Raw genomic sequence first — 21,287 nt, 5'->3', positions numbered from 1 at the left:
TGGCCTATGGATAATACCTATAACCCCCAAGAAGTTGAAGAACAAGCACAACAATATTGGCATAAGAAGCAATCATTTAATGTTACTGAAGATTTAAACAAAGAGAAGTTTTATTGCTTATCCATGTTTCCCTATCCCAGTGGCACGTTGCATATGGGGCATGTGAGAAACTACACTCTCGGTGATGTCATAGCCCGATATCAGCGGGCATTGGGAAAAAATGTCTTGCAACCCATAGGCTGGGATGCTTTTGGATTGCCTGCCGAAAATGCCGCTATCAAGAATAAAATTCCTCCTGCAGAATGGACCAGGAAAAATATTGCCGCCATGAAAGAACAATTTCTACGTCTGGGAAATGCTTATGACTGGAAAAGAGAAATTGCTACCTGCGACCCCGAATATTATCGCTGGGAGCAATGGTTTTTTATTCGTTTATTTGAAAAAGGCTTAGTTTATAAGAAGAACGCCGTTGTAAACTGGGATCCTGTTGATCAAACAGTACTGGCTAATGAACAGGTAGTTGACGGTCGTGGGTGGCGTTCAGGTGCGTTGGTTGAGCGCAAGGAAATTTCTCAGTGGTTTATTAAAATTACCTCCTATGCTGATGAGCTTTTAAGTTCTTTAGATAGCCTGGATGAATGGCCTGCGCAAGTAAAACAAATGCAACGCAATTGGATTGGGAAATCCATAGGCACAGAAATTTATTTCAATGTAAATAATTATCCTAAACGATTGAAAATTTACACTACCCGCCCAGATACGTTGATGGGAGCAACCTATCTTGCTGTAGCAACAGATCATCCATTAGCAAAAGAAGCTGCTTCCAACAATAAAAAGGTTCAGGAATTCCTCGATAGTTGTCAGGGAATTAAAATGGCTGAAGCAGAACTGGCAACTATGGAAAAAAGAGGGATTGATACTGGAATGGTTGCAATCCATCCTATAACAGGTAAAGAGTTGCCCATATGGGTAGCTAATTTTGTTTTAATGCAATATGGTTCTGGCGCAGTCATGGCAGTTCCTGCGCATGATCAGCGCGATTGGGAATTTGCACAAAAATACCAATTACCTGTCAAGCAAGTAATCAAACCTGTAGACATTGAGCATGATTTTAATCAATCAGCTTATACTGAAGAAGGTGTACTGATTAACTCGGATCAGTTTGATAATCTACCCTCTACCAAAGCGATTCAAGCTATCACAAACTTTCTGGAAGAAAATGATGCTGGCAAAGCTACTATTAATTATCGTTTAAGAGATTGGGGCGTTTCCAGACAAAGATATTGGGGAACTCCTATCCCCATGATAATCTGTGAACAATGCGGTATTGTTCCAGTCCCTGATGAAGAATTACCTGTTGTTCTACCAGAAAATGTTGATTTTACCGGTACCGGCTCACCACTTGCGCATTGCAAAGAATTTGTTAATGTAACATGTCCAAAATGTGGTCAGGATGCAACCCGAGAAACGGATACGTTTGATACCTTTGTTGAATCCTCATGGTACTATGCTCGCTTTGCTTGCAAAGGTCAGGAAAATGCCATGCTTGATGACCGAGCTAAATATTGGACACCAGTAGACCAATATATTGGTGGAATTGAACATGCTGTGATGCATCTGCTGTATGCTCGTTTTTTTCATAAATTGATGCGTGATGAAGGATTAGTCAATTCCGATGAACCTTTTAAAGCTTTATTAACTCAGGGTATGGTTTTAAAAGACGGACATAAAATGTCAAAATCATTAGGTAATGTGGTTGATCCAAACCATCTTATCAATACCTACGGAGCTGATACCGCTCGCTTATTTGTCATGTTTGCATCCCCTCCCGAGCAATCACTGGAATGGTCAGATTCTGGCGTCGAAGGTGCGCACCGTTTTCTAAAACGAGTTTGGGCTTTTTCTCATCAGCATAGAGACATGCTCATTGACATTAATGATAGTATTTTAAGTGGAAATGGTCATGTCGATTGGAAAGAAGCAGAATCTCGCTTAAAAAAATCACGTCATATTGTGCATCAAATACTTGCTCAGGCAACTCATGACTATGACCGGAATCAATTTAACACGGTTGTTTCTGGTTGTATGAAGTTATTTAATGAAATATCTGATTATTCCATTGAAACTGAAAATGATAAATTTTTTATACACTCAAGCATTAGTATATTGCTAAGGCTACTCGCTCCAATCACTCCACATATTTGTCATTGTCTTTGGCAGCAATTAGGGTTTGATAAAGCAATAATAGATGCGCCTTGGCCAAGGGTAGATAAAAGTGCTCTAAAAACTGATGAAGTAGATTATGTTGTACAGGTTAATGGAAAGCTCAGAGCTCAATTTACTGCAAGTACTGATGCTACTGAAGAAGAGTTAATTGCTGCAGCTAAGGAACATGCTCACAACTTTATAGTAAACCATACCATTAAAAAGGCAATTATTGTCCCACATAGACAACTAATCAACTTGGTCATTGGTTAAAAATGTATAGATCACTCCAGCAATCTCTAAATATTTTACAAAATTTCTCAAATCATAGGTGACCTTACCTGTAATTGCGAATATGAGAGGTTAAACGAAGAATGACTCAGATCTACAAGTATTTAACATCTCTTGTACTCATTTGGCTGCTAACTGGTTGTGGTTTTCATTTACGTGGGGCAATTGATGTCCCTGAATGGCTTGACAACGTAGCTATTGTTTCCAGGGATGGAAATAAAGAACTGGTTTCTATACTCAAATCTCAGCTGGAAGGCTATAAAATTGATGTCAATTCTGATCCATCTCTCGCAAAATACTGGTTAATTATTAATAGCTCTCGTTTACAACAGCAAATTGTCAGCATTGGTGCAAGTACTAATCCGAGACAATATCAATTAATCTTAACGATTGAGTTTATGTTGCAGACCCCCAAGGGACAAATTATTAAAACACCCAGAAAAATCAATGTGAGCCGTCAACTCACCGTCAATAATGACAGGATATTAGGGTCAAATGAAGAACAAGCTCTTTTAGTCAGCGAAATGAGACGAGATGCCGTTATTCAAATCATTAATCGTTTAAACCGACCATAATATGCAAATAAATCAACAAGCTCTTACTCAGCTTTTAAAAAAAAAAATATATCCGCTTAACATCCTGATTGGGCAAGAACATTATCTTATTGATGAAGCACTCAATAACATAAAATCAATGCTTAAAAAATCATCTGAGTGCGATGAGAAAATTCTATCCATTCAATCACCAGAAGAATGGCATGTCGTTCTGGAGGAGGCAAATAATTACTCTCTGTTTTATCCAACAGTGATTCTAACCATTTTCTATGATAAAAAAACGATAGATGCAGCAGGGAAAAAAATTCTTGGTGACTATCTCAAATCAGTAAATTCTCATAATTATATTATCATCAGAGCCCCTAATCTCACTGCAAAGCAACTTCAGTGGTTAACAAATGATGAACAAACACTGGTTGTCATTGCACAACCACTTACCTCAGACGCAATGAAGAGATGGATTAATGAACAATTAAAATTAAATACTATCTCTTTTGATCCATATGTTCCTGAATTAATTTATCAATACACAAAAGGAAATATGCTAGCTACTGCTCAGGTAATTGAAAAAATTGCTTTGAGCAATACACCTGGCAGCCTAATTACTCCTTACCTGGCCCTTGAACATTTATCAGATCAATGTGATTTCTCTCTTTTTGAACTGATTGATTCATGTCTTCTTGGTCATAGTGATAAAGCAATTCATATTTTAAGGCAAGCAGCCAATAATAAAACAGAAATTACATTAGTATTGTGGATGCTTACTCAAGAAATAAGAACGCTATTACAATTATTATTTTTAATGCAACAAAAGATAGATATCAAGACAGCATCCAGCCAATTAAAAATTTGGAATCAAAGAGTTCATTATTATCAATCCGCCATTAAACGATTAAATATCCTGCTTTTACAACAACTACATCACTATTGCCAATCTATTGATGATAGAATCAAATCCAACTCAAATAATCAAGTATGGAATGCTTTAGAGAACATTTCTCTTTCCTTATGTTTAGGGCAATTATTAGGTGATGCATGCATAGTATAGCAATATTTGGTGGAACATTTGACCCTGTACATAATGGCCATATCAAGACCAGCTTGGCAATTCAAGCTAATTTTGGCTTTGATTCCTATTATTTTCTACCTTGTAAAAACCCAACACTCAAAGCTCCTTCCTGTGCCAGCAGTGAACAAAGAGTCGAAATGCTAAATCTGGCGCTCAAACCTTATCCATATTTTAAAATAGATACCCGAGAGCTAGAGCGAGATACCCCTTCCTATATGATATACACTTTGCAAAGTTTCAGATTGGAATATCCCAACTCATCCTTAACTCTGATTATTGGATTCGATGCATTTTTAAATTTACCGCAGTGGTACCAATGGGAAAAAATAATATCTCTGGCCAATTTGCTGGTTATTAACAGGGAAGAGTTCTCACAGCAACCTTTAGCAGAATCAGTGCAAACCCTTCTTAACCAGTATAGAAATGATGATAAAAATATACTACTAAATCATCACGCTGGTGTTATTTGCTTATATAATGCAGGGCGCTATGATATAGCTTCAACCAGAATCAGAGAACAATTAAAGCAGCATAAAGATGTGAAGAATGACTTGCCAGAATCGGTGTACAATTACATTAAGAAGCAGGCACTGTATCAATGATGTTTTCCGTTTTATCAACAGATTTAACCTGCTTTATAAATTCAGGCAAATGGCTATACAATAAAGCTACAACAGGATCAAATCGCGCGTAAAGTTTGGATTTTTGTGAATACTCCTGATAAGGCAAAGAAGTCATTTTGACTGCAACCATAATCAGGGCAACGATAAAAACTCCGCGTAAAAAGCCAAAACCCATTCCTAAAGTTCGATCAGTGCCACTTAACCCAGCTCGTTTTAGGATAAAACTGAGTATTGCATTCACCACTCCGCCGACAAAGAGGGTGGCAAAAAGAATAATAATAAATCCAATGACTGTTCGTACTGATTGTTCCTGTATATAAGAACTTAACCAAGGATCCAGGCTTTGTGAATAATTAAAACCTAGCCAAATAGCTAATACCCATACGCATAATGCAACAAGTTCCTTTACAAAGCCACGAAACAAGCCGGTCAATACTGATAAAGCGATAATTGCAACAATTGCTATATCAACCCATTGTAGTTGCATAACTAACTAACTCCAGTATTCACAACAAAGCCATTTAACTGCATGGCGCTAGCTAATTGAGTTTTTAGTTTAATTATATCTTTTTTGACAGGTGAATGACCAACAACTACTTTATAAACCACCCCACTCCTGCTATTAGACTTAAGATAGTTGGCCTTATAGCCTTTACTGCGTAATCGATTAACTAAAGCCTGAGCATTGGCTATTTGCGTAAATGAAGCCAACTGAACAGCATAAATATCTCGTTTAAGCACAGGTTTGCTGGCAGCAACAACTTGGCCACCCTTTTTGTTAGTATTAACCTTTGCTGTAACAACTGGGGATACTTTTACAGGTGGTTTTGCTGCGGCTAGCGTTATCACTTTCTTTGCCGTAGCATTCGCCGCTTTATTTACTGCTAATTTAATTGGCTCTGATTTAATTGAATTCTCTCTTTCCGCTTCAAGTTTCGCGATTTTAGATGTTCTGCTGAGGTCATCTTCTTCAGTGGTGATGGATTCGGCTTTTACCAAGCTTTTTGATTGTTTTTCAACAGGAATTGGTGGTATTTCTGCTTTCGCTACTTTTATAGTTTTAAAGACTTCCTTTTCATCGGTAATCACTACATCAGGAGGCAATGGCTTTGGTGGTAATTTCACATTAACACTAAAATTACTTTCAGGGTTTTGGTTAGATTTTTTTATTAATGCAGGAGCAAAAATCGCCCCCAATGAAATAATAACGGCCAAGCCTACCAAGCGATGTTTAACTTTCTCATCCATTATCAGTTTCATTGATTCTCCTTCTGCTCCAAAAGATTATGTTGGGCAGCCATTACATGACTAACCGTAAAAAATGAACCATAAACAATAATTAAATCTTCCTCTGACGCCTGCTTTAATGCCATTTTAAACGCTGTAAGTGGGTCATTATAACAAACTTCTGCAAAAATTTCTGCTTCCCTGAATATAGAAAGCAATTTCTCTTGACTTACCGCACGCTTATTATGTAATTGTGCAGGATACCATCGATTAACACAATCCTTTAAAGGCATAATCAATCCATAAAGATCCTTGTCCTTTAAAGCAGAGAAAACTGCATGAACTTGTCCTTTTGTATTGATTTTTTTTACAGTATCTGCAAGTAATCGAACTGACTGCGGATTATGAGATACATCGTACAAAATATTAGTCTTTCCTTTTTGTAATTGCAATCGCCCTGGGATATAAATGAGCGCCATCGCCTTCTCCAGGCTATCATAGGATACAGGCAAATCATTTCGCAATAAATGACAAGCCATTATAGCTGCTGCTGCCGACCGAAGTTGAATTTTTGGCTTGGCCAATTGATCAAAGTGCTCACCCAGACAAGTAAGCCACCATTGGTTGGCTTCTTCCTGATAAAAATAGTCTTTACCATATAAATAGGATGATGTTCCCAGTTGAGTCGCAACCTCAATGATACTTTTTGGTGGAGAGAGATCTGCGTAGATAAAAGGTTTATTTTTCCTTAGTATCCCGGCTTTCTCATACCCTATCAATTCAAGTGTTTCACCCAGAAAGCTCTGATGATCAAAGTCGATAGTAGTGATAATCGCTAAATCAGTATCAACAATGTTTGTAGCATCCAGTCGCCCGCCCAGGCCTACTTCAAGAATTATGATATCCAGATCATGTTGTTTGAAATACCATAAGGCGGCAAGAGTTGCCATTTCAAAATAGGTTAAATTGGTAGGATGACGTACTTCTTCAATAACAGAAAAAGCCTTACATAAATCCTTATCTTGAATTGGTGTTAGATTAATTCGAATTCGTTCATTAAACACAAGAAGATGAGGTGAAGTATAAGAGCCGACCCGAAAACCCGATTGATGATAGATGGTTTCAAGTGCTGTGACTGTAGAACCTTTACCATTTGTTCCTGCAACAGTGATTACCTTGCAATTTGGTCGATGCAAATTTAATTTCTGTGCTACAGTCAAAACCCTCGTCAAACCAAGCTGTATTTCCTGGGTATTTCTGGTTTCCAGGTGAGTCAACCAGTGATTTAAATCCCATTCACTCCATGGTGTGCGCAAAAAAACTCTCCGCTCCTTTATGAGTCAATTTGGAAACCAATTCGGATATAGTTGCTCTGAGATGTTTACGCTCAACTATCATATCAATATGCCCATGTTCCAGTAAAAACTCACTTCGCTGAAAACCTTCTGGTAAGGTTTGTCTTACCGTTTGCTCAATGACTCTTGGCCCAGCAAAACCAATTAAAGCATTGGGTTCAGCGATGATTATATCACCAAGACTACCAAAACTCGCTGATACGCCACCCATCGTTGGATCGGTTAACACGACAATAAAAGGCAGTCCAGTTTCAGCAAATTTTGCTAACGCTGCTGATGTTTTAGCCATCTGCATTAAAGAAAATAATCCCTCCTGCATACGAGCACCGCCACTGGCCGTAAAACAAATATATGGTCGCTTTTCTGTTGCAGCAACATTCACTGCCCTTACAAATTTTTCTCCAACTGTCGCTCCCATGGAGCCACCCATAAAGTTAAACTCAAAGGCACTGACAACCACCGGTTGTTGCATTAAAGAACCTTTAACAACAATTAATGCTTCTTTCTCTCCTGTCGCTTTTTGCGCCTGAGAAATTCTATCCTTATATTTTTTGGAATCCCTGAATTTTAATCTGTCTTGGGGCTCCAGCCCAGCGGCCACTTCTTCCTGCCCTGAGTCATCTAGAAATTGGGCAATTCTCAAGCGCGCAGAAATGCGATGATGAAAATTACAAGATGGGCAAACCATAAAATTTTTTGCTAACTCGGTACTGTAAAGTACCTCATTACAACCAGAACATTTAACCCATAAACCTTCTGGAACCCCCTTCTTTTGAGAGGTCTCTGTCCTTATTCTTGATGGTAACAGTTTTTTAAGCCAGCTCATAAATTAGAACCTAGATATTATCAAATCGGATTATTATACACAGAAAAAAATAATCTGAAATGCCTATATTGGACGTGAACTCCACATAGGAAAATAAGATATTTTACTAAATTGGCTTGACAATTAGAACGCAATCTAGCTGGAAACCCTTATTGCTCTTTAAAATACTCCGGTTTATCCAAATGATTTTAGAGACATTGTTTATAGTACTATCGATCTTTCTATTTATTTAACACCCTCATTTTATTCAATAATTTTTTGCAATTTTTCAAAAAAACGCATTCGGCTCTAAAGTTTTTCTCACTATTTCCGATAACTAAATCGGGTACAGTAAATTCACAATAATAAATCGAGTTTACTGAATTACAAATGTCCCATACCAGGGATTCAGGTCTGAGGAGACTAAAATTATGGCTCAAGTAATTAACACGAATGTGGCTTCGCTTACAGCCCAACGCAATTTGGGTGTTTCGGGCAACATGATGCAAACATCGATCCAGCGTTTATCATCGGGATTAAGGATTAACAGTGCCAAAGATGATGCGGCTGGACTGGCCATTTCTCAACGTATGACTGCACAAATTCGCGGGATGAATCAAGCAGTTAGAAATGCCAACGATGGCATCTCTTTGGCTCAGGTTGCTGAAGGAGCGATGCAGGAAACAACTAATATATTACAACGTATGCGCGAACTTTCAGTTCAAGCTGCCAACTCAACCAATAACTCATCTGACCGCGCTTCAATCCAAAGCGAAATATCACAATTAAAAAGTGAGTTAGAACGTATTGCTCAAAATACTGAATTCAATGGCCAAAGAATTCTTGACGGTTCTTTCTCTGGCGCAAGCTTCCAGGTTGGAGCGAATTCAAACCAAACAATCAACTTCAGTATCGGCAGCATAAAAGCCTCTTCTATTGGAGGTATTGCCACAGCTACAGGAACAGAAGTTGCTGGTGCTGCAGCAACAGATATTACTATCGCAATTGGAGGAGGAGCGGCCACCAGCATTAATTCTTCTGCTAATTTTACCGGATCACTAAATGGGCAAGATGCTACATCTGCCTATGCCAAAGCAGCCGCTATCAACGATGCTGGAATAGGAGGACTATCAGTTACCGCTTCTACCAGTGGCACACAAGCAGTTGGCGCAATCGGTGGAACTGCCGGTGATACTTATAACTTAACCATTAACGGTGTTGCTATATACACTAACCTTAACGTAGCAACAGCATTGACTAACTCCGATCTTCGAGATGCTATCAATGGCGTCAGTAACCAAACCGGAGTTATTGCGTCACTTAACGGTGGTAATATGACACTCACTGCTGCTGACGGTAGAAACATTACGGTAACAGAAAGCGGTACAGGTTTTACCGCTGGTACTGACGGTTTAACCGTGACTGGTGGCGCCTTTGATGGTGCGCTGCGCGGTACTTTATCAATCAGTGCCGTTGATACTATCGCGATCGGTGGTACTGTCGCCAACGTTGGCTTAAGTGCCAATATCTCTAAAGATACAGTAGGTGTGGATTCACTGGATGTAAGTACAGTGGCAGGCGCTCAAACAGCGATTAAGAGAATTGACGCAGCACTCAATAGCGTAAACTCTAATCGGGCTAATATGGGTGCTTTGCAAAACCGCTTTGAATCTACTATAGCCAACCTGCAAAACGTTTCAGACAACTTATCAGCTGCAAGAAGCCGTATTCAAGATGCTGATTACGCTGCTGAAATGGCTAGTTTAACCAAAAACCAAATCCTGCAACAAGCAGGTACAGCAATGTTGGCACAAGCTAATAGCTTACCACAATCTGTATTATCGTTGTTAGGTCGATAGGATGTCACAATCGAAGTGCAGCGCTCGCTGCACTTCGATTTCTTTATACCCCGGTTAATGGGTATAAGAAGGAGTATGAAAAATGAGTATTGAACCTGTACCACCAGTCAATAAGGCTGCTCAAACCGATCAGATAAAGATAGTTGAGGAAGCCTCTAGGCCAGAAATCAAAAATATGGTTTATGATTCCGCTTTGGATGCCGAAACAAAACAGGCGCTGGATAAAGCAACGGGTTTGCTTCAAACTATAATAACAGAGAAAATATCAGATAAAGTATTGCGTAAAATGCCTTCTGATGAGTATTTGCAATTACTAAGCTTGCTTGATGATATTATTAGTGGTTCTATAGATAAGCACGTTTAATAATTTGAAATATTTATTAAAAATTTAACTGAAATAATAACAACATAGAAAAGGGATACTCTATGGAACTCTCTTCACCAGGCGTAGGGTCAGGGCTTGATGTAAAAACCCTTGTCGATGCGATAGTGACCGCAGAAATAACTCCATCACAAGTGCGTCATGATAAACAGTTAAATAGTGTCAATACAGAGTTGTCAGCACTCGGCCAATTAAAAAATTATTTAACTAACTTACAAGCTTCGTTAACCAAGCTTTCTAATCTCAGTCAACTTTACACTATGAAATCAACCATTAGTGATCCAAATTATTTTTCCGTTACTCTGGGAGCTAGTGCGACTAAAAATACTTATCAAATTGAAACACAAAAACTGGCCCAGCAACACAGCCTAGCAAGTTCATACATGACGAATACCGGGAGCGGAACAATAACAATAGATTTTGGAACCTATAACAACGATAAAACCACTTTTACACCTAACCCTTCGGCTACTTCAGTCAACATAACCATTGCTCCTGGAAATGATAGCCTTGTTGCGGTACGAGATGCCATTAATAATACTAACTCAGGAATAACAGCCAGCATAGTTCAAGATAGCCAGGGCTCCAGACTAACCATTACTTCTTCACAAACTGGTGAAAACTATGCCATGAAAATTAGTGGAGGGGTTACCTCATTGAATTATGATCCTACCACGGGAGTGAATTCATTAACTGAAACAGTAGCGGCACAAAATAGTACTGTCAAAATTAATGGTTTAACTTTAGTTCAAAGTTCTAATCAATTGAATGAGGCAATAACTGGCGTCACCATCGATTTAAAAAAAGCGGAGATTGGGAAAATTATTACTTTAACTATCGATGATAACAAAGATCAACTCACTGGCTTAATCAACGAATTCATAAAACAATACAATGATACCATGACTTTTTTAACTAATTTAACTGGTTATAACAGTGAAACCAAACAAGGAGGAGTATTTCAGGGCGACCCACAATTTCGCAATTTAAAACTCAATTTAAACAAGTGGGCAACTACCCCTTTAGCTAACCAAAACGGCCCAATCCGCTCATTGGCTGATTTGGGAATAATCACCAATAAGCAAGGGTTACTGGAAATCAAGCAAGACAAGTATAAAACTGTACTCGATAATCACTATAAAGAAATAGGCGCATTATTTGCAAAGACCGCGAAAGCTAATGATAATGGCATAAACATCAAATCTATCAATTCAACTGTAAAATCAGGTACCTATGATGTGGTATTGACTGAATTCACTCCTGGAGTCAGCATGTCGGGAACGATAGGAGGTTTATCCGCCACATCATCTGATGGTATTACATTGACAGGAAGTGGTTATTTGAGTGGTCTGTCGATTAACGTATTTTCCGGATCTGCCGGAGCCCGTGGACAAATAACTGTTACAGATGGTATTGCAATCCAGTTGAGTTCGTTGCTAGATACTTATATTGAAACGAAAGGCGACTTGAATCAAAGAAAAGACCAACTCAACAATCAGGTTAAACAGCTGACTAAAATACAGAATGAAATCGATATCAGACGTAAATCAATTGAAACTCGCTACTTAAAACAATTCACTGCTCTGGACACTTTGCTAAGCCAGCTACAAAACACTAGTGTTTTTCTATCCCAACAATTAGCCAATTTACCCCAATTAAAATTGAAATAATAGGAGGTAATGAGAATGAAAAACCTATATTCACAAATTTCCAGCCAATACAAAACCATAGAGCTACAAACTCGAATAGAAACAGCCTCTCCACATGAGCTTATAGATTTGTTACTTCAAGGAGCCAGATCACACATTGCTACTGCTCAGGGTAATATACAGCGTAACCAAATTAAAGAAAAAGGAGAACACATTGGCAAGGCCATTAGTATCATTGAAGGTTTAAAAATGAGTCTCAATCATGATAAAGGTGGTGAGATTGCCGAAAATTTACTCCAGTTATATGATTATATTCAACAAATCCTTTTAAAAGCCAATTTAAAAAATGATGAAGATTTATTAGCTCAGTCTAATATGTTATTAGCTGAAGTGCATCAAGCCTGGCAATCAATTAATTCCAATACTGATAAAGAAATTTAATATTTGAAATGCGCCTTCATAATTTAGCGTTTGCTTTTTACAACTTGATAGCAACAAAAATAGGAGCTTTCTTGACTTTGCTGATAATAAGAAAATGATTGCCCCTGTGACATCTATTCTCATCCTCCCAATTTAAATAGTTTTAGGTTTCTAAATATCAATAAGATATGGGAGCCATTTAGAAGTCCTGTATGAAATTTTGTACACTTTGGGAACAAAGAATAGGATTCTAATCTTGGTAAATTTGTAAAGATTTATCGAATTGAAATATAAAGTTTTTCCATTATATGCCGCCAAACAGGTTATGATGAATAAATTGATTTCACCATGAATATATTTAAATCATCACTAATAATAATTTGTCTCTTGTTTAGCATGCAGTCAGTACAGGCACAAAAACGATATGGAGAAACTCTTTGCAATTTGCCTGAATATTTTTGCATGAAAATAAAAAGCGGTGACACTTGGGATAGACTTTTCCCTAACATCGAAGAACAAGATATTGTCAGACGAATTAATCGTATGAATATTCGGCTCAAACCTGGGATGATTATTGCCGTTCCCAAAAATATAGAGCGCTTAACCATCTACGACGTCTCACCTTTTCCAAGATATATTGAACCAAGTGGTGAAAAAACAATCTATGTCAGTCAAAAAAAATTGGCATGGGGTGCTTATGATGAAGATGGTGAATTGCTTTGGTGGGGACCAATATCATCAGGCGTTGGCAAATGTAAAGTTATAGGAGGCTGTTCTACACCTACAGGATCATTTCGCATTATTCGCAAGCAAGATATTGATTGTGTTTCTACTGTTTTCCCAAGAAGAGCAAATGGCGAACACGGTGGTGCTCTGATGCCTTATTGTATGCATTTTTTCAGAGGTTATGCCCTGCATGGAAGTTATGAAGTTCCAGGATACAGAGCCAGCCACGGTTGTGTACGCATGTTTATTGAAGACGCACGTTGGTTAAATGAGGAATTTATCGACCTTCCTGGGGGAGGGATGAGAGGAACACGAGTAATCCTTGATGCGCCAGATGCTCAAGATAATCCCGATAATCTACAATAATATATTGAAAACACAATCAAAAAACTCATCCCAATAGACAAATAGTAGTCAACCTGATAATATTTTATAATATTTTATTTGGTGAATTTTGCCATGAGGTGTGTTAACGTATCAATTCACTTGGTGAATAAAATAAGTACATTTTTAATCAAAGATTAGAATATATGGAAATACCATCTATATCCTCTTTTTTGACTAATAACTTTCATAGAATCTAATGATTGGATAAATTTGGAGAATTTTTAAATAATGGCTCATTACAATGTACAATCCGAATCGCTCAATAAAGCGAGTGTTAGCTTAATTATGCCCTGGATGGTGTGGGGCTTGGGTTGTTTATTCTACTTTTATGAATGTTTACTACAGGTATCCCCAAGCGTAATGAGTAATGAACTCATGAGAGATTTCTCGGTAACCAGTCATACTTTAGGTATTCTGTCGGGCATTTATTTCTACTCCTATGCTGCCATGCAGCTTCCTGGCGGTGTTCTAATGGATTATTTTGGCCCACAACGTTTATTAACTCTTGCCACAGTAGTTTGTGCCGTAAGTACTATTGCCTTCGGCATGACTGATAATTTCTTCATGGCCTGTGTCGCGAGACTGATGATTGGATTTGGTTCTGCATTTGCTGCGGTTGGCACCATGAAATTGGCAGCTAACTGGTTTCCAGCCCAAAAATTCGCATTATTGACAGGTTTGATGGTCACCATAGGGATGATGGGTGCAATAGGTGGAGAAACACCTTTGGCTCTTCTAATTGATAATTTTGGCTGGCGAGAAAGCATGATTATCATGGGCAGTGTAGGGCTTCTTTTAGCAACTTTGCTCATCTTAATTGCCAGAGATACTCCCAAGAACTTTTCTCCCTCTATCCATCAACATCCTGTCGAAGAAGAACGTTTAATCCCAAGTCTACTGACATTAATAAAGAATAAACAACTATGGCTGGTTGCTACCTATGGTGGGCTAATGTACATGGCAACACCTGTATTTTGCGGGCTTTGGGGGGTTCCTTTCCTGATGAATAAAATGCTAATTGCGAAATCAACCGCCGCTAATTTTATCTCATTAGTATTTGTGGGTTGGGCAATAGCCAGTCCTTTATGGGGCTTGTTTTCAAACCGTATTGGATTACGTAAGCCACCTATGTATATTGGATGTGTAGGGGCAATGATTTGTTCTTTGCTCTTTATTTTTGCTCCCATAACTTCTTCAATTACTATGGAGCTTCTACTGTTTGCCTTTGGTATCTTTTCTGCGGGCTTTTTGCCAGCTTTCTCAGTAGCCAAAGAATTATGTAATAAAAAATATGTGGCAACTGGGCTTAGTTTCATGAATATGATGAATATGGTTGGAATAGCATTGGCGCAACCCCTGATTGGTTATATTCTCGATAAAATGTGGCAAGGCCAAATGATGGGGACTGTAAGAGTTTATCCTTTGGAGGCTTACTACACTGCTTTGTCAATTCTTCCAATAGGCATGTTAGTTGCGCTGCTGATATTACCAAAAATCAAAGAAACCTATTGCCAAAGTGTCAATTAATGAAATAATACCGCAATTTCAACTTGTAGAATGAAAATGGTTAAGAAATTATACATTAAAACAAATGGCTGCCAAATGAATGAATACGATTCTTCTAAAATGGCAGAAGTACTTTATGCTTCCCACGGTTTGGTCAAAACTGATCAAGTCGAGGATGCCGATGTTATTTTATTAAACACATGCTCAATTCGAGAAAAAGCTCAAGAAAAAGTGTTTTCTCAACTGGGTCAATGGCGGGAATATAAAGCTAAAAATCCTAATGTACTCATTGGAGTGGGAGGATGTGTAGCAAGCCAGGAAGGTTCAGATATCATAAAAAGAGCACCGTTTGTTGATATCGTATTTGGGCCACAAACATTGCACAGACTCCCTGCCCTGCTTAATGAAAGACTTGAAAAAAATAAGTCCGTTGTTGATATCAGTTTTCCTGAAATAGAGAAATTTGATCATTTACCCGCACCAAGAGCAGAAGGTCCTACGGCTTTTGTATCTATAATGGAAGGCTGTAGTAAATATTGCAGCTTCTGTGTAGTGCCTTATACGCGCGGCGAAGAAATCAGCAGGCCATTTGATGATGTATTGGCAGAATGCTATCAATTGGCTACTCAAGGCGTCAGAGAGATTAATTTACTAGGCCAAAATGTGAACGACTATAGAGGCATTATGGATAATGGGGATATAGCCGATCTCGCCTTGTTAATTCATTATATTGCCGCTATCGATGGAATAGGCAGAATACGTTTCACAACCTCACATCCTTTGGCATTTTCAGAAAATCTAATCAATGCCTATGCCGAGGTTCCTGAGCTTGCCAATCATTTACACCTTCCGGTGCAAAGCGGCTCCGATCGCATTTTATCTTTAATGAAGCGTGGGTATACAGCCTTGGAATTTAAATCCAAAATTCGTAAACTAAGGAAAATTCGACCAGACATACGCTTATCTACTGACATTATTGTAGGTTTCCCTGGAGAAACAGATAAAGATTTCCAAGACACCATGGATCTGGTACATGAAATAGGGTTTGATACCTCTTTCAGTTTTATATACAGCCCAAGGCCAGGAACTCCTGCAGCAAATTTGCCTGATGACACGCCTATGGAGGTAAAAAAGCAACGTTTACAGATTTTGCAAAACAGATTATTAATGAATGCCGCTCGTTACAGTGAATCAATGATAGGCAGCAAGCAAAAAATTCTGGTTACTGGATTTTCCAAGAAAAGTTCACAGCAATTATCTGGTCGTACTGAATGTAACCGTGTAGTTAATTTTGATGGACCACCTCATTTAATTGGACAATTTATAGATGTTCAAATTAGTGATGCACTACCTAATTCATTGCGAGGAAGGCTGCTTGAAAAGGAGATGCAACCAGCCTAATGATTGAGCATATCCAACAACAATTATCTGTACCTCGCGAATTACATAACCAACGAGTAGATAGCGTGATTGCCAGGCTGCTTCCTGAGTATTCGCGCTCTCTTATAAGTAACTGGATTAAAACAGGTGCTGTTACCCTTAATAATCTGCCTTGCAAACCCAAAGATAAAGCGCTGGGCGGTGATTTAATTACGATTAATGTGGACCATACCATAGTTAATACAGATTTTAACTTTTGTAAACCTGAGAACATTCCAATTCAGATAATCTATGAAGACAGTGAAGTAATTGTTGTTAACAAGCCAGCCGGTCTAGTGGTACACCCCGGTGCGGGAAACAAGGAACATACACTCGTTAATGCGCTGCTTCATCATTGTCCCAGACTGCAACTACTTCCTCGTGCGGGAATTATTCATAGATTGGATAAAGATACTACTGGCCTGCTGATTGTAGCTAAAAACCTGATTAGTCATACTTCTCTCATCAGGCAAATGCAAAATCGCGAAATTAAACGTCACTATCTGACATTAGTTCATGGTTATGTCATTTCCGGTGGAACAATAGATACGGGATTTGGCAGGCATCCCAAAAATAGATTAAAGATGGCTGTAACTGACTTCGGACGTCAAGCTATTACCCATTATAATATCAATAAACGTTACGATAGCTTTACTTTACTGAATGTCAGCTTAATGACAGGACGCACTCATCAGATAAGAGTGCATATGAACCACATTAACCACCCGGTTGTAGGCGATCAACTGTATGGTGGGAGAATGAAGTTTCCGCCCAATACCGATGAGACAATACTCTCGGTACTAAAACAATTTAAAAGACAAGCGCTTCATGCCTGTTCCATTTCATTTTATCATCCTGTAAAAAATACAGAGATAACACTCAATGCGTTATTACCCGATGATTTCAAACACTTGTTAAACACTCTGGATCAACATGATGAAAAATAGATTTGCCAGTTGGCCGGCTCCTAAAAATATTACCGCTTTGAGTACTACACGTTTGTATGGTTTCAGTGACGGACCCTATACAAGCAATAACCTTGGGCTGCATGTTGGTGATAATGAACAGCGTGTACTCAAAAACAGACAACAACTCATTGAGCTTATCAATCTTCCTTCAGAGCCTGTCTGGCTGGAGCAAACGCATAGCACAAAATGCATCACGGCAGAGATTGAAAAAACCAGAGATGCTGATGCTGCAATTACACGTTTACCTAAACTCCCTTTAGTCATTATGACAGCAGATTGCCTACCCATATTGCTATGCAATCGAGAAGGAACTGAAATTGCCGCCATTCATGCTGGATGGAAAGGACTGTATAATGGTATTATTGAAAATACACTAAAAAAGCTAAACAGCAATATGTCAGATATAATTGCCTGGATAGGCCCTGCTATCTGTCAAAAATGCTATGAAGTTGGTGAGGAGGTTTATCAATCTTTTACCACTAAACACCCCTTAACCAGGAAAGCGTTTGAGCCTGTTCATAGCAAATGGTTAGCTGATTTACCCCAAATTGCTGAAATAGTTCTTAATTTGGAAGGGGTAAAATCGGTGTTTCAGTCAAATTTGTGTACTTTTGAGTTAAAAAATGAGTTCTATTCCTATCGCAGAGAATCACAAACAGGTAGAATAGGCACTTTCATCTGGATTAATGAGTAAAATCAGGATTAATAATATGATTACACGTATAAGATTATTCATAGCAAGTCTGCTTGTATTTTTCATCCCTATAGCTGATGCAGCGCAAGATGCCGCCAATATGCCCAGCCTAGCTCCTGTTCTAAAAAATGCCATGCCCGCTATTGTTAACGTGGCTGTTCAAGGGTACTTGCCTAATGATCTGTCCTCTTCTGGAAACTCAGAAGATGATGAAGGACAAAACAACAAGCAGCCTTCCAGAATACCTGAAAAAGGCAGAAAATTTGAAAGCATTGGGTCAGGTGTTATTATTGATCCTAAAAATGGAATTATTATAACGAATGACCATGTTATCCGTAACGCTAATTTAATTACTATAACACTTCAAGATGGCAGAAGATTAAAGGCTCGCCTGATTGGAGGTGATAGCGAAACAGACTTGGCTGTTTTAAAAATTGATGCTAAGAATTTGAAATCCTTGGTAATTGGTGATTCTGATAAACTGGAAGTCGGTGATTATGTTGTTGCTATTGGAAACCCCTTTGGATTAAACAGCTTTGGAAATAGCCAATCTGCAACGTTTGGAATAGTGAGTGCCTTAAAACGCAGCGATTTGAATATTGAAGGCGTTGAAAACTTTATTCAAACTGACGCAGCAATTAACCCTGGTAATTCAGGAGGTGCTTTGGTTAATGCAAAAGGCGAATTAATTGGCATTAATACAGCCATTATTTCACCCTATGGTGGTAACGTAGGTATTGGTTTTGCCATCCCAATTAATATGGTGAAAGATGTAGCGCAACAAATCATTAAATTTGGTTCCATCCATCGTGGTTTAATGGGTATATTTGTTCAGCATTTAACACCAGAGCTTGCCCAATCAATGGGATACGCCGAAGATTTTCAAGGGGCTTTAGTATCGCAAGTCAATGAAAATTCACCCGCCCAATTGGCCGGTCTAAAATCAGGCGACATCATTGTACAAATTAATGATACAAAAATAACCCAGGCAACGCAGGTAAAAACAACAATTAGCCTGTTGCGAGCAGGCTCTACTGCTAAAATTAAAATCTTACGGGATAATAAGCCGCTTACATTGGATGTAGAAGTCACTGACATCAAAAAACATGAACAAAAATTACAATCCAATAATCCATTTCTCTACGGATTAGCCTTACGTAATTTTGAACAAGAATCCCCGCCTCATGGTAATGTTGTTGGCGTTCAAGTCGTAGGCGCTTCGGAAACCAGTGCAGGCTGGCGAGCTGGCTTAAGACCAGGAGATATTATCATCTCTGCTAATAAAACACCGATTAAAGACATTAAATCGTTACAAACCGTTGCACACGAGAAAAAGAAACAGTTATTAGTCCAGGTATTGAGAGGAGCTGGAGCGCTCTACCTGCTAATCATATAGATGTCTTGCTTTGATAAAAAACCTTTTCTTTAGCCCATCTCATAGAGATGGGCTAAAATCTTGATGAACTATTTTGCTTCTGTTAATGCTGAGTATCAATTTCTCCCCAAACGAACTCTTGCTCAGGCATAATGACCTCTTTCGATATAGAAAATAGAACTACTGGCAAGTACCCTACCCCACTGCAAAAATAATGAAAATTAAATTGAATATAAATTAATTATAAAAAACTCAGAAAACAGTCTTGACATAAACACATGAAAAAGACAAAATCACGACCTCTTGTGGCTATGTAGCTCAGCCGGTTAGAGCGCGGCACTCATAATGCTGAGGTCGGTGGTTCGAGTCCACCCATAGCCACCATTTACATTCTGATTAGGCAAACACTTGCAGTCAGCAATCCCCGCTTCTTCACATTCTGCTATTCCTTTATCACTTCAAACAACTTAATATGCACTGTAATCGAATCAGGCTCTACTCAGAAATAATATTTGATAATCATCTTGCATCACAAAAAGAAACTATAGTAGCATCGTTTCTCATCACATTTCATAATACGGATTTTATTTTGTTCAGGATTAACTTAAAACGATATGTGGCACTTCTGTTTATAATCACATTGAATTTACACTGTATTAACGTTGCTTTTTCATCTCAGATAATTTATGGAACACAAAATGCTACACATATTACCGGAAAAAGTCTGAAAAAAATTTATATTCTTCAGTTAGGCGCTTTTACCCAAAAAAACAATGCTCAGCAGTTGGCAAGAAAAATTCAAGCGAAAACAAAATATCCTGTAATCATTAGCTATTCAGGCAATACTTTTGTAGTGCGTGTAGGGCCTGTCAATACACAAGAACTCCATCAACTCAGCATAAAACTTTCACAAAATTCAAATCTTGCTCAGATAAATCATTATTCATCACCAAAGCAGACACTCAATATTAAGTCAAAACCGCAAATGCTTGTTAAGAAAACTTCTCGCCCTCTTCCAACTCATTCTGTAGCTAAAGAAATGGTGGATAAGAAAGGAAGTTGGTATGTAGCCGCTAAAATCGGAGGGCAAGAAACAACGCCGGATGATCAGTTTACCGTAAATAATGACAGTGGTTTTGCAAGTCCTTTTGATAAGGATATTTATACCAACAGTTCCGATTCCTCTTTAGTGTTAGGTATTGGCGGAGGCTATCGATTTACCAATATGATTCTCCCTGCGCTTTCGGTTGGGATATACTATTCCCATTTCTTTAATATGGACATTAATGGACAGGTAATTCAGTACAGTTTACCCGAATTCACCAATTATAATTATCAATGGAAAATAAAATCTGATTTGGTTTTAGCTTCCGCAAAAGCCAATGTTATTAGTTGGAAAAACTTAATGCCGTTTGTGCAAGGAGGCGTTGGAGTGAGCTCCAATAAAGGAAGTCAATATTATGAAAGCGCCTTGCCCGATGTCACACCTCGCATCAGCCCCAATTTTGCCAATCATACGACTACTGTGTTTGCTTACCAACTGGGAGCTGGTCTGGATTGGGAAATAAAGCCTCAATGGCTGCTTTCCTTGGGATACGAATATTCCGATTTAGGCAAAGTACGTTCTGGTTATGGTACTGATAGCTGGAATAGAGAGACATTGTCCTCGAAAAATTTGACAAGCAATGCAGGAACATTAGGCTTTACCTATTTGTTCCATGGTTAATCAAATATGAGGCGCAAGCTAAAACTCCAAATATTGAGAAACCAGAA

19 protein-coding genes and 1 tRNA gene are annotated in these 21,287 nt (G+C 38.5%); 16 read left to right on the top strand and 4 right to left on the bottom strand.

Annotated features, from left to right (window positions below):
• Window positions 1-6 precede the first annotated feature (6 nt).
• From leuS to nadD, 4 genes are all read left to right on the top strand, one after another.
• Window positions 7-2,478, top strand: a complete 2,472-nt coding sequence (leuS, locus tag EL201_RS06865; protein WP_027221534.1) for a leucine--tRNA ligase — start codon at window positions 7-9, stop codon at window positions 2,476-2,478.
• Window positions 2,479-2,579: 101 nt separating this feature from the next.
• The gene (locus tag EL201_RS06860; protein WP_027221533.1) at window positions 2,580-3,071 is read left to right on the top strand and encodes an LPS-assembly lipoprotein LptE; all 492 of its coding nucleotides are present in this window, start codon (window positions 2,580-2,582) and stop codon (window positions 3,069-3,071) included.
• 1 nt (window position 3,072) lies between these two features.
• A complete protein-coding gene (gene holA, locus EL201_RS06855) occupies window positions 3,073-4,098 on the top strand; it encodes a DNA polymerase III subunit delta (protein ID WP_027221532.1) in 1,026 nt (341 codons plus the stop codon).
• Window positions 4,086-4,721, top strand: coding sequence for a nicotinate-nucleotide adenylyltransferase (nadD, locus tag EL201_RS06850; protein WP_027221531.1), 636 nt, complete (start codon window positions 4,086-4,088; stop codon window positions 4,719-4,721). The genes holA and nadD overlap by 13 nt, the downstream gene beginning before the upstream one ends.
• On the opposite strand, the gene EL201_RS06845 is transcribed toward nadD, so the two are convergent.
• Genes EL201_RS06845 through accD form a run of 4 tightly spaced genes read right to left on the bottom strand, consistent with a single transcriptional unit; the run spans window position 4,696 to window position 8,150 of the window.
• Window positions 4,696-5,229, bottom strand: a complete 534-nt coding sequence (locus EL201_RS06845; RefSeq protein ID WP_027221530.1) for a CvpA family protein — start codon at window positions 5,227-5,229, stop codon at window positions 4,696-4,698. The two genes, nadD and EL201_RS06845, sit on opposite strands and share 26 nt — an antisense overlap.
• A 2-nt stretch (window positions 5,230-5,231) precedes the next feature.
• Window positions 5,232-6,002, bottom strand: a complete 771-nt coding sequence (locus tag EL201_RS06840) for an SPOR domain-containing protein (RefSeq protein ID WP_027221529.1) — start codon at window positions 6,000-6,002, stop codon at window positions 5,232-5,234.
• Window positions 5,999-7,285, bottom strand: coding sequence for a bifunctional tetrahydrofolate synthase/dihydrofolate synthase (gene folC / locus EL201_RS06835; protein WP_027221528.1), 1,287 nt, complete (start codon window positions 7,283-7,285; stop codon window positions 5,999-6,001). Before folC ends, EL201_RS06840 begins: the two co-directional genes overlap by 4 nt.
• Window positions 7,266-8,150 (bottom strand): acetyl-CoA carboxylase, carboxyltransferase subunit beta, encoded by an 885-nt coding sequence (gene accD, locus EL201_RS06830; RefSeq protein WP_027221527.1) that lies wholly within the window; start codon window positions 8,148-8,150, stop codon window positions 7,266-7,268. Before accD ends, folC begins: the two co-directional genes overlap by 20 nt.
• Window positions 8,151-8,560: 410 nt before the next feature.
• On the opposite strand from accD, the gene EL201_RS06825 reads away from it, so the two are divergent.
• The 12 genes from EL201_RS06825 (at window position 8,561) to EL201_RS06770 (ending at window position 21,240) form a co-directional block, all read left to right on the top strand.
• Complete coding sequence (locus EL201_RS06825) at window positions 8,561-9,988, top strand: flagellin N-terminal helical domain-containing protein (RefSeq protein WP_027221526.1); 1,428 nt, start codon at window positions 8,561-8,563, stop codon at window positions 9,986-9,988.
• Window positions 9,989-10,070: 82 nt separating this feature from the next.
• Complete coding sequence (locus EL201_RS06820) at window positions 10,071-10,352, top strand: hypothetical protein (RefSeq protein WP_027221525.1); 282 nt, start codon at window positions 10,071-10,073, stop codon at window positions 10,350-10,352.
• 62 nt (window positions 10,353-10,414) lie between these two features.
• Window positions 10,415-12,040, top strand: coding sequence for a flagellar filament capping protein FliD (gene fliD, locus EL201_RS06815; RefSeq protein WP_027221524.1), 1,626 nt, complete (start codon window positions 10,415-10,417; stop codon window positions 12,038-12,040).
• Window positions 12,041-12,049: 9 nt separating this feature from the next.
• Window positions 12,050-12,460, top strand: coding sequence for a flagellar export chaperone FliS (gene fliS / locus EL201_RS06810; protein ID WP_027221523.1), 411 nt, complete (start codon window positions 12,050-12,052; stop codon window positions 12,458-12,460).
• A 327-nt stretch (window positions 12,461-12,787) separates the two neighbouring features.
• On the top strand, window positions 12,788-13,531 hold the full coding sequence (locus tag EL201_RS06805; RefSeq protein ID WP_027221522.1) for a L,D-transpeptidase: 744 nt from the start codon (window positions 12,788-12,790) through the stop codon (window positions 13,529-13,531).
• 249 nt (window positions 13,532-13,780) lie between these two features.
• The gene (locus tag EL201_RS06800) at window positions 13,781-15,079 is read left to right on the top strand and encodes an MFS transporter (RefSeq protein WP_027221521.1); all 1,299 of its coding nucleotides are present in this window, start codon (window positions 13,781-13,783) and stop codon (window positions 15,077-15,079) included.
• A gap of 36 nt (window positions 15,080-15,115) precedes the next feature.
• Window positions 15,116-16,459, top strand: coding sequence for a tRNA (N6-isopentenyl adenosine(37)-C2)-methylthiotransferase MiaB (gene miaB, locus EL201_RS06795; protein WP_027221520.1), 1,344 nt, complete (start codon window positions 15,116-15,118; stop codon window positions 16,457-16,459).
• On the top strand, window positions 16,459-17,424 hold the full coding sequence (gene rluD / locus EL201_RS06790; RefSeq protein ID WP_027221519.1) for a 23S rRNA pseudouridine(1911/1915/1917) synthase RluD: 966 nt from the start codon (window positions 16,459-16,461) through the stop codon (window positions 17,422-17,424). Before miaB ends, rluD begins: the two co-directional genes overlap by 1 nt.
• Window positions 17,414-18,139 carry a peptidoglycan editing factor PgeF gene (gene pgeF, locus EL201_RS06785; protein ID WP_027221518.1) on the top strand — a complete coding sequence of 242 codons (726 nt, stop codon included), beginning with the start codon at window positions 17,414-17,416 and terminating at the stop codon, window positions 18,137-18,139. Before rluD ends, pgeF begins: the two co-directional genes overlap by 11 nt.
• A 16-nt stretch (window positions 18,140-18,155) precedes the next feature.
• Complete coding sequence (locus EL201_RS06780) at window positions 18,156-19,535, top strand: Do family serine endopeptidase (RefSeq protein ID WP_027221517.1); 1,380 nt, start codon at window positions 18,156-18,158, stop codon at window positions 19,533-19,535.
• A gap of 286 nt (window positions 19,536-19,821) precedes the next feature.
• Window positions 19,822-19,898: transfer RNA gene (locus EL201_RS06775), tRNA-Met, on the top strand.
• Between the two features lie 205 nt (window positions 19,899-20,103).
• Entirely contained in the window at window positions 20,104-21,240 is a 1,137-nt protein-coding gene (locus EL201_RS06770) for an SPOR domain-containing protein (protein ID WP_027221516.1), read from the top strand.
• Window positions 21,241-21,287 lie beyond the last annotated feature (47 nt).

This window comes from Legionella pneumophila subsp. pascullei (assembly GCF_900637585.1).
Taxonomy (GTDB): Bacteria; Pseudomonadota; Gammaproteobacteria; order Legionellales; family Legionellaceae; genus Legionella; species Legionella pascullei.
The sequence above is the reverse complement of the archived record's forward strand: the minus strand, read 5'-3'. Positions and strand labels throughout refer to the sequence as shown.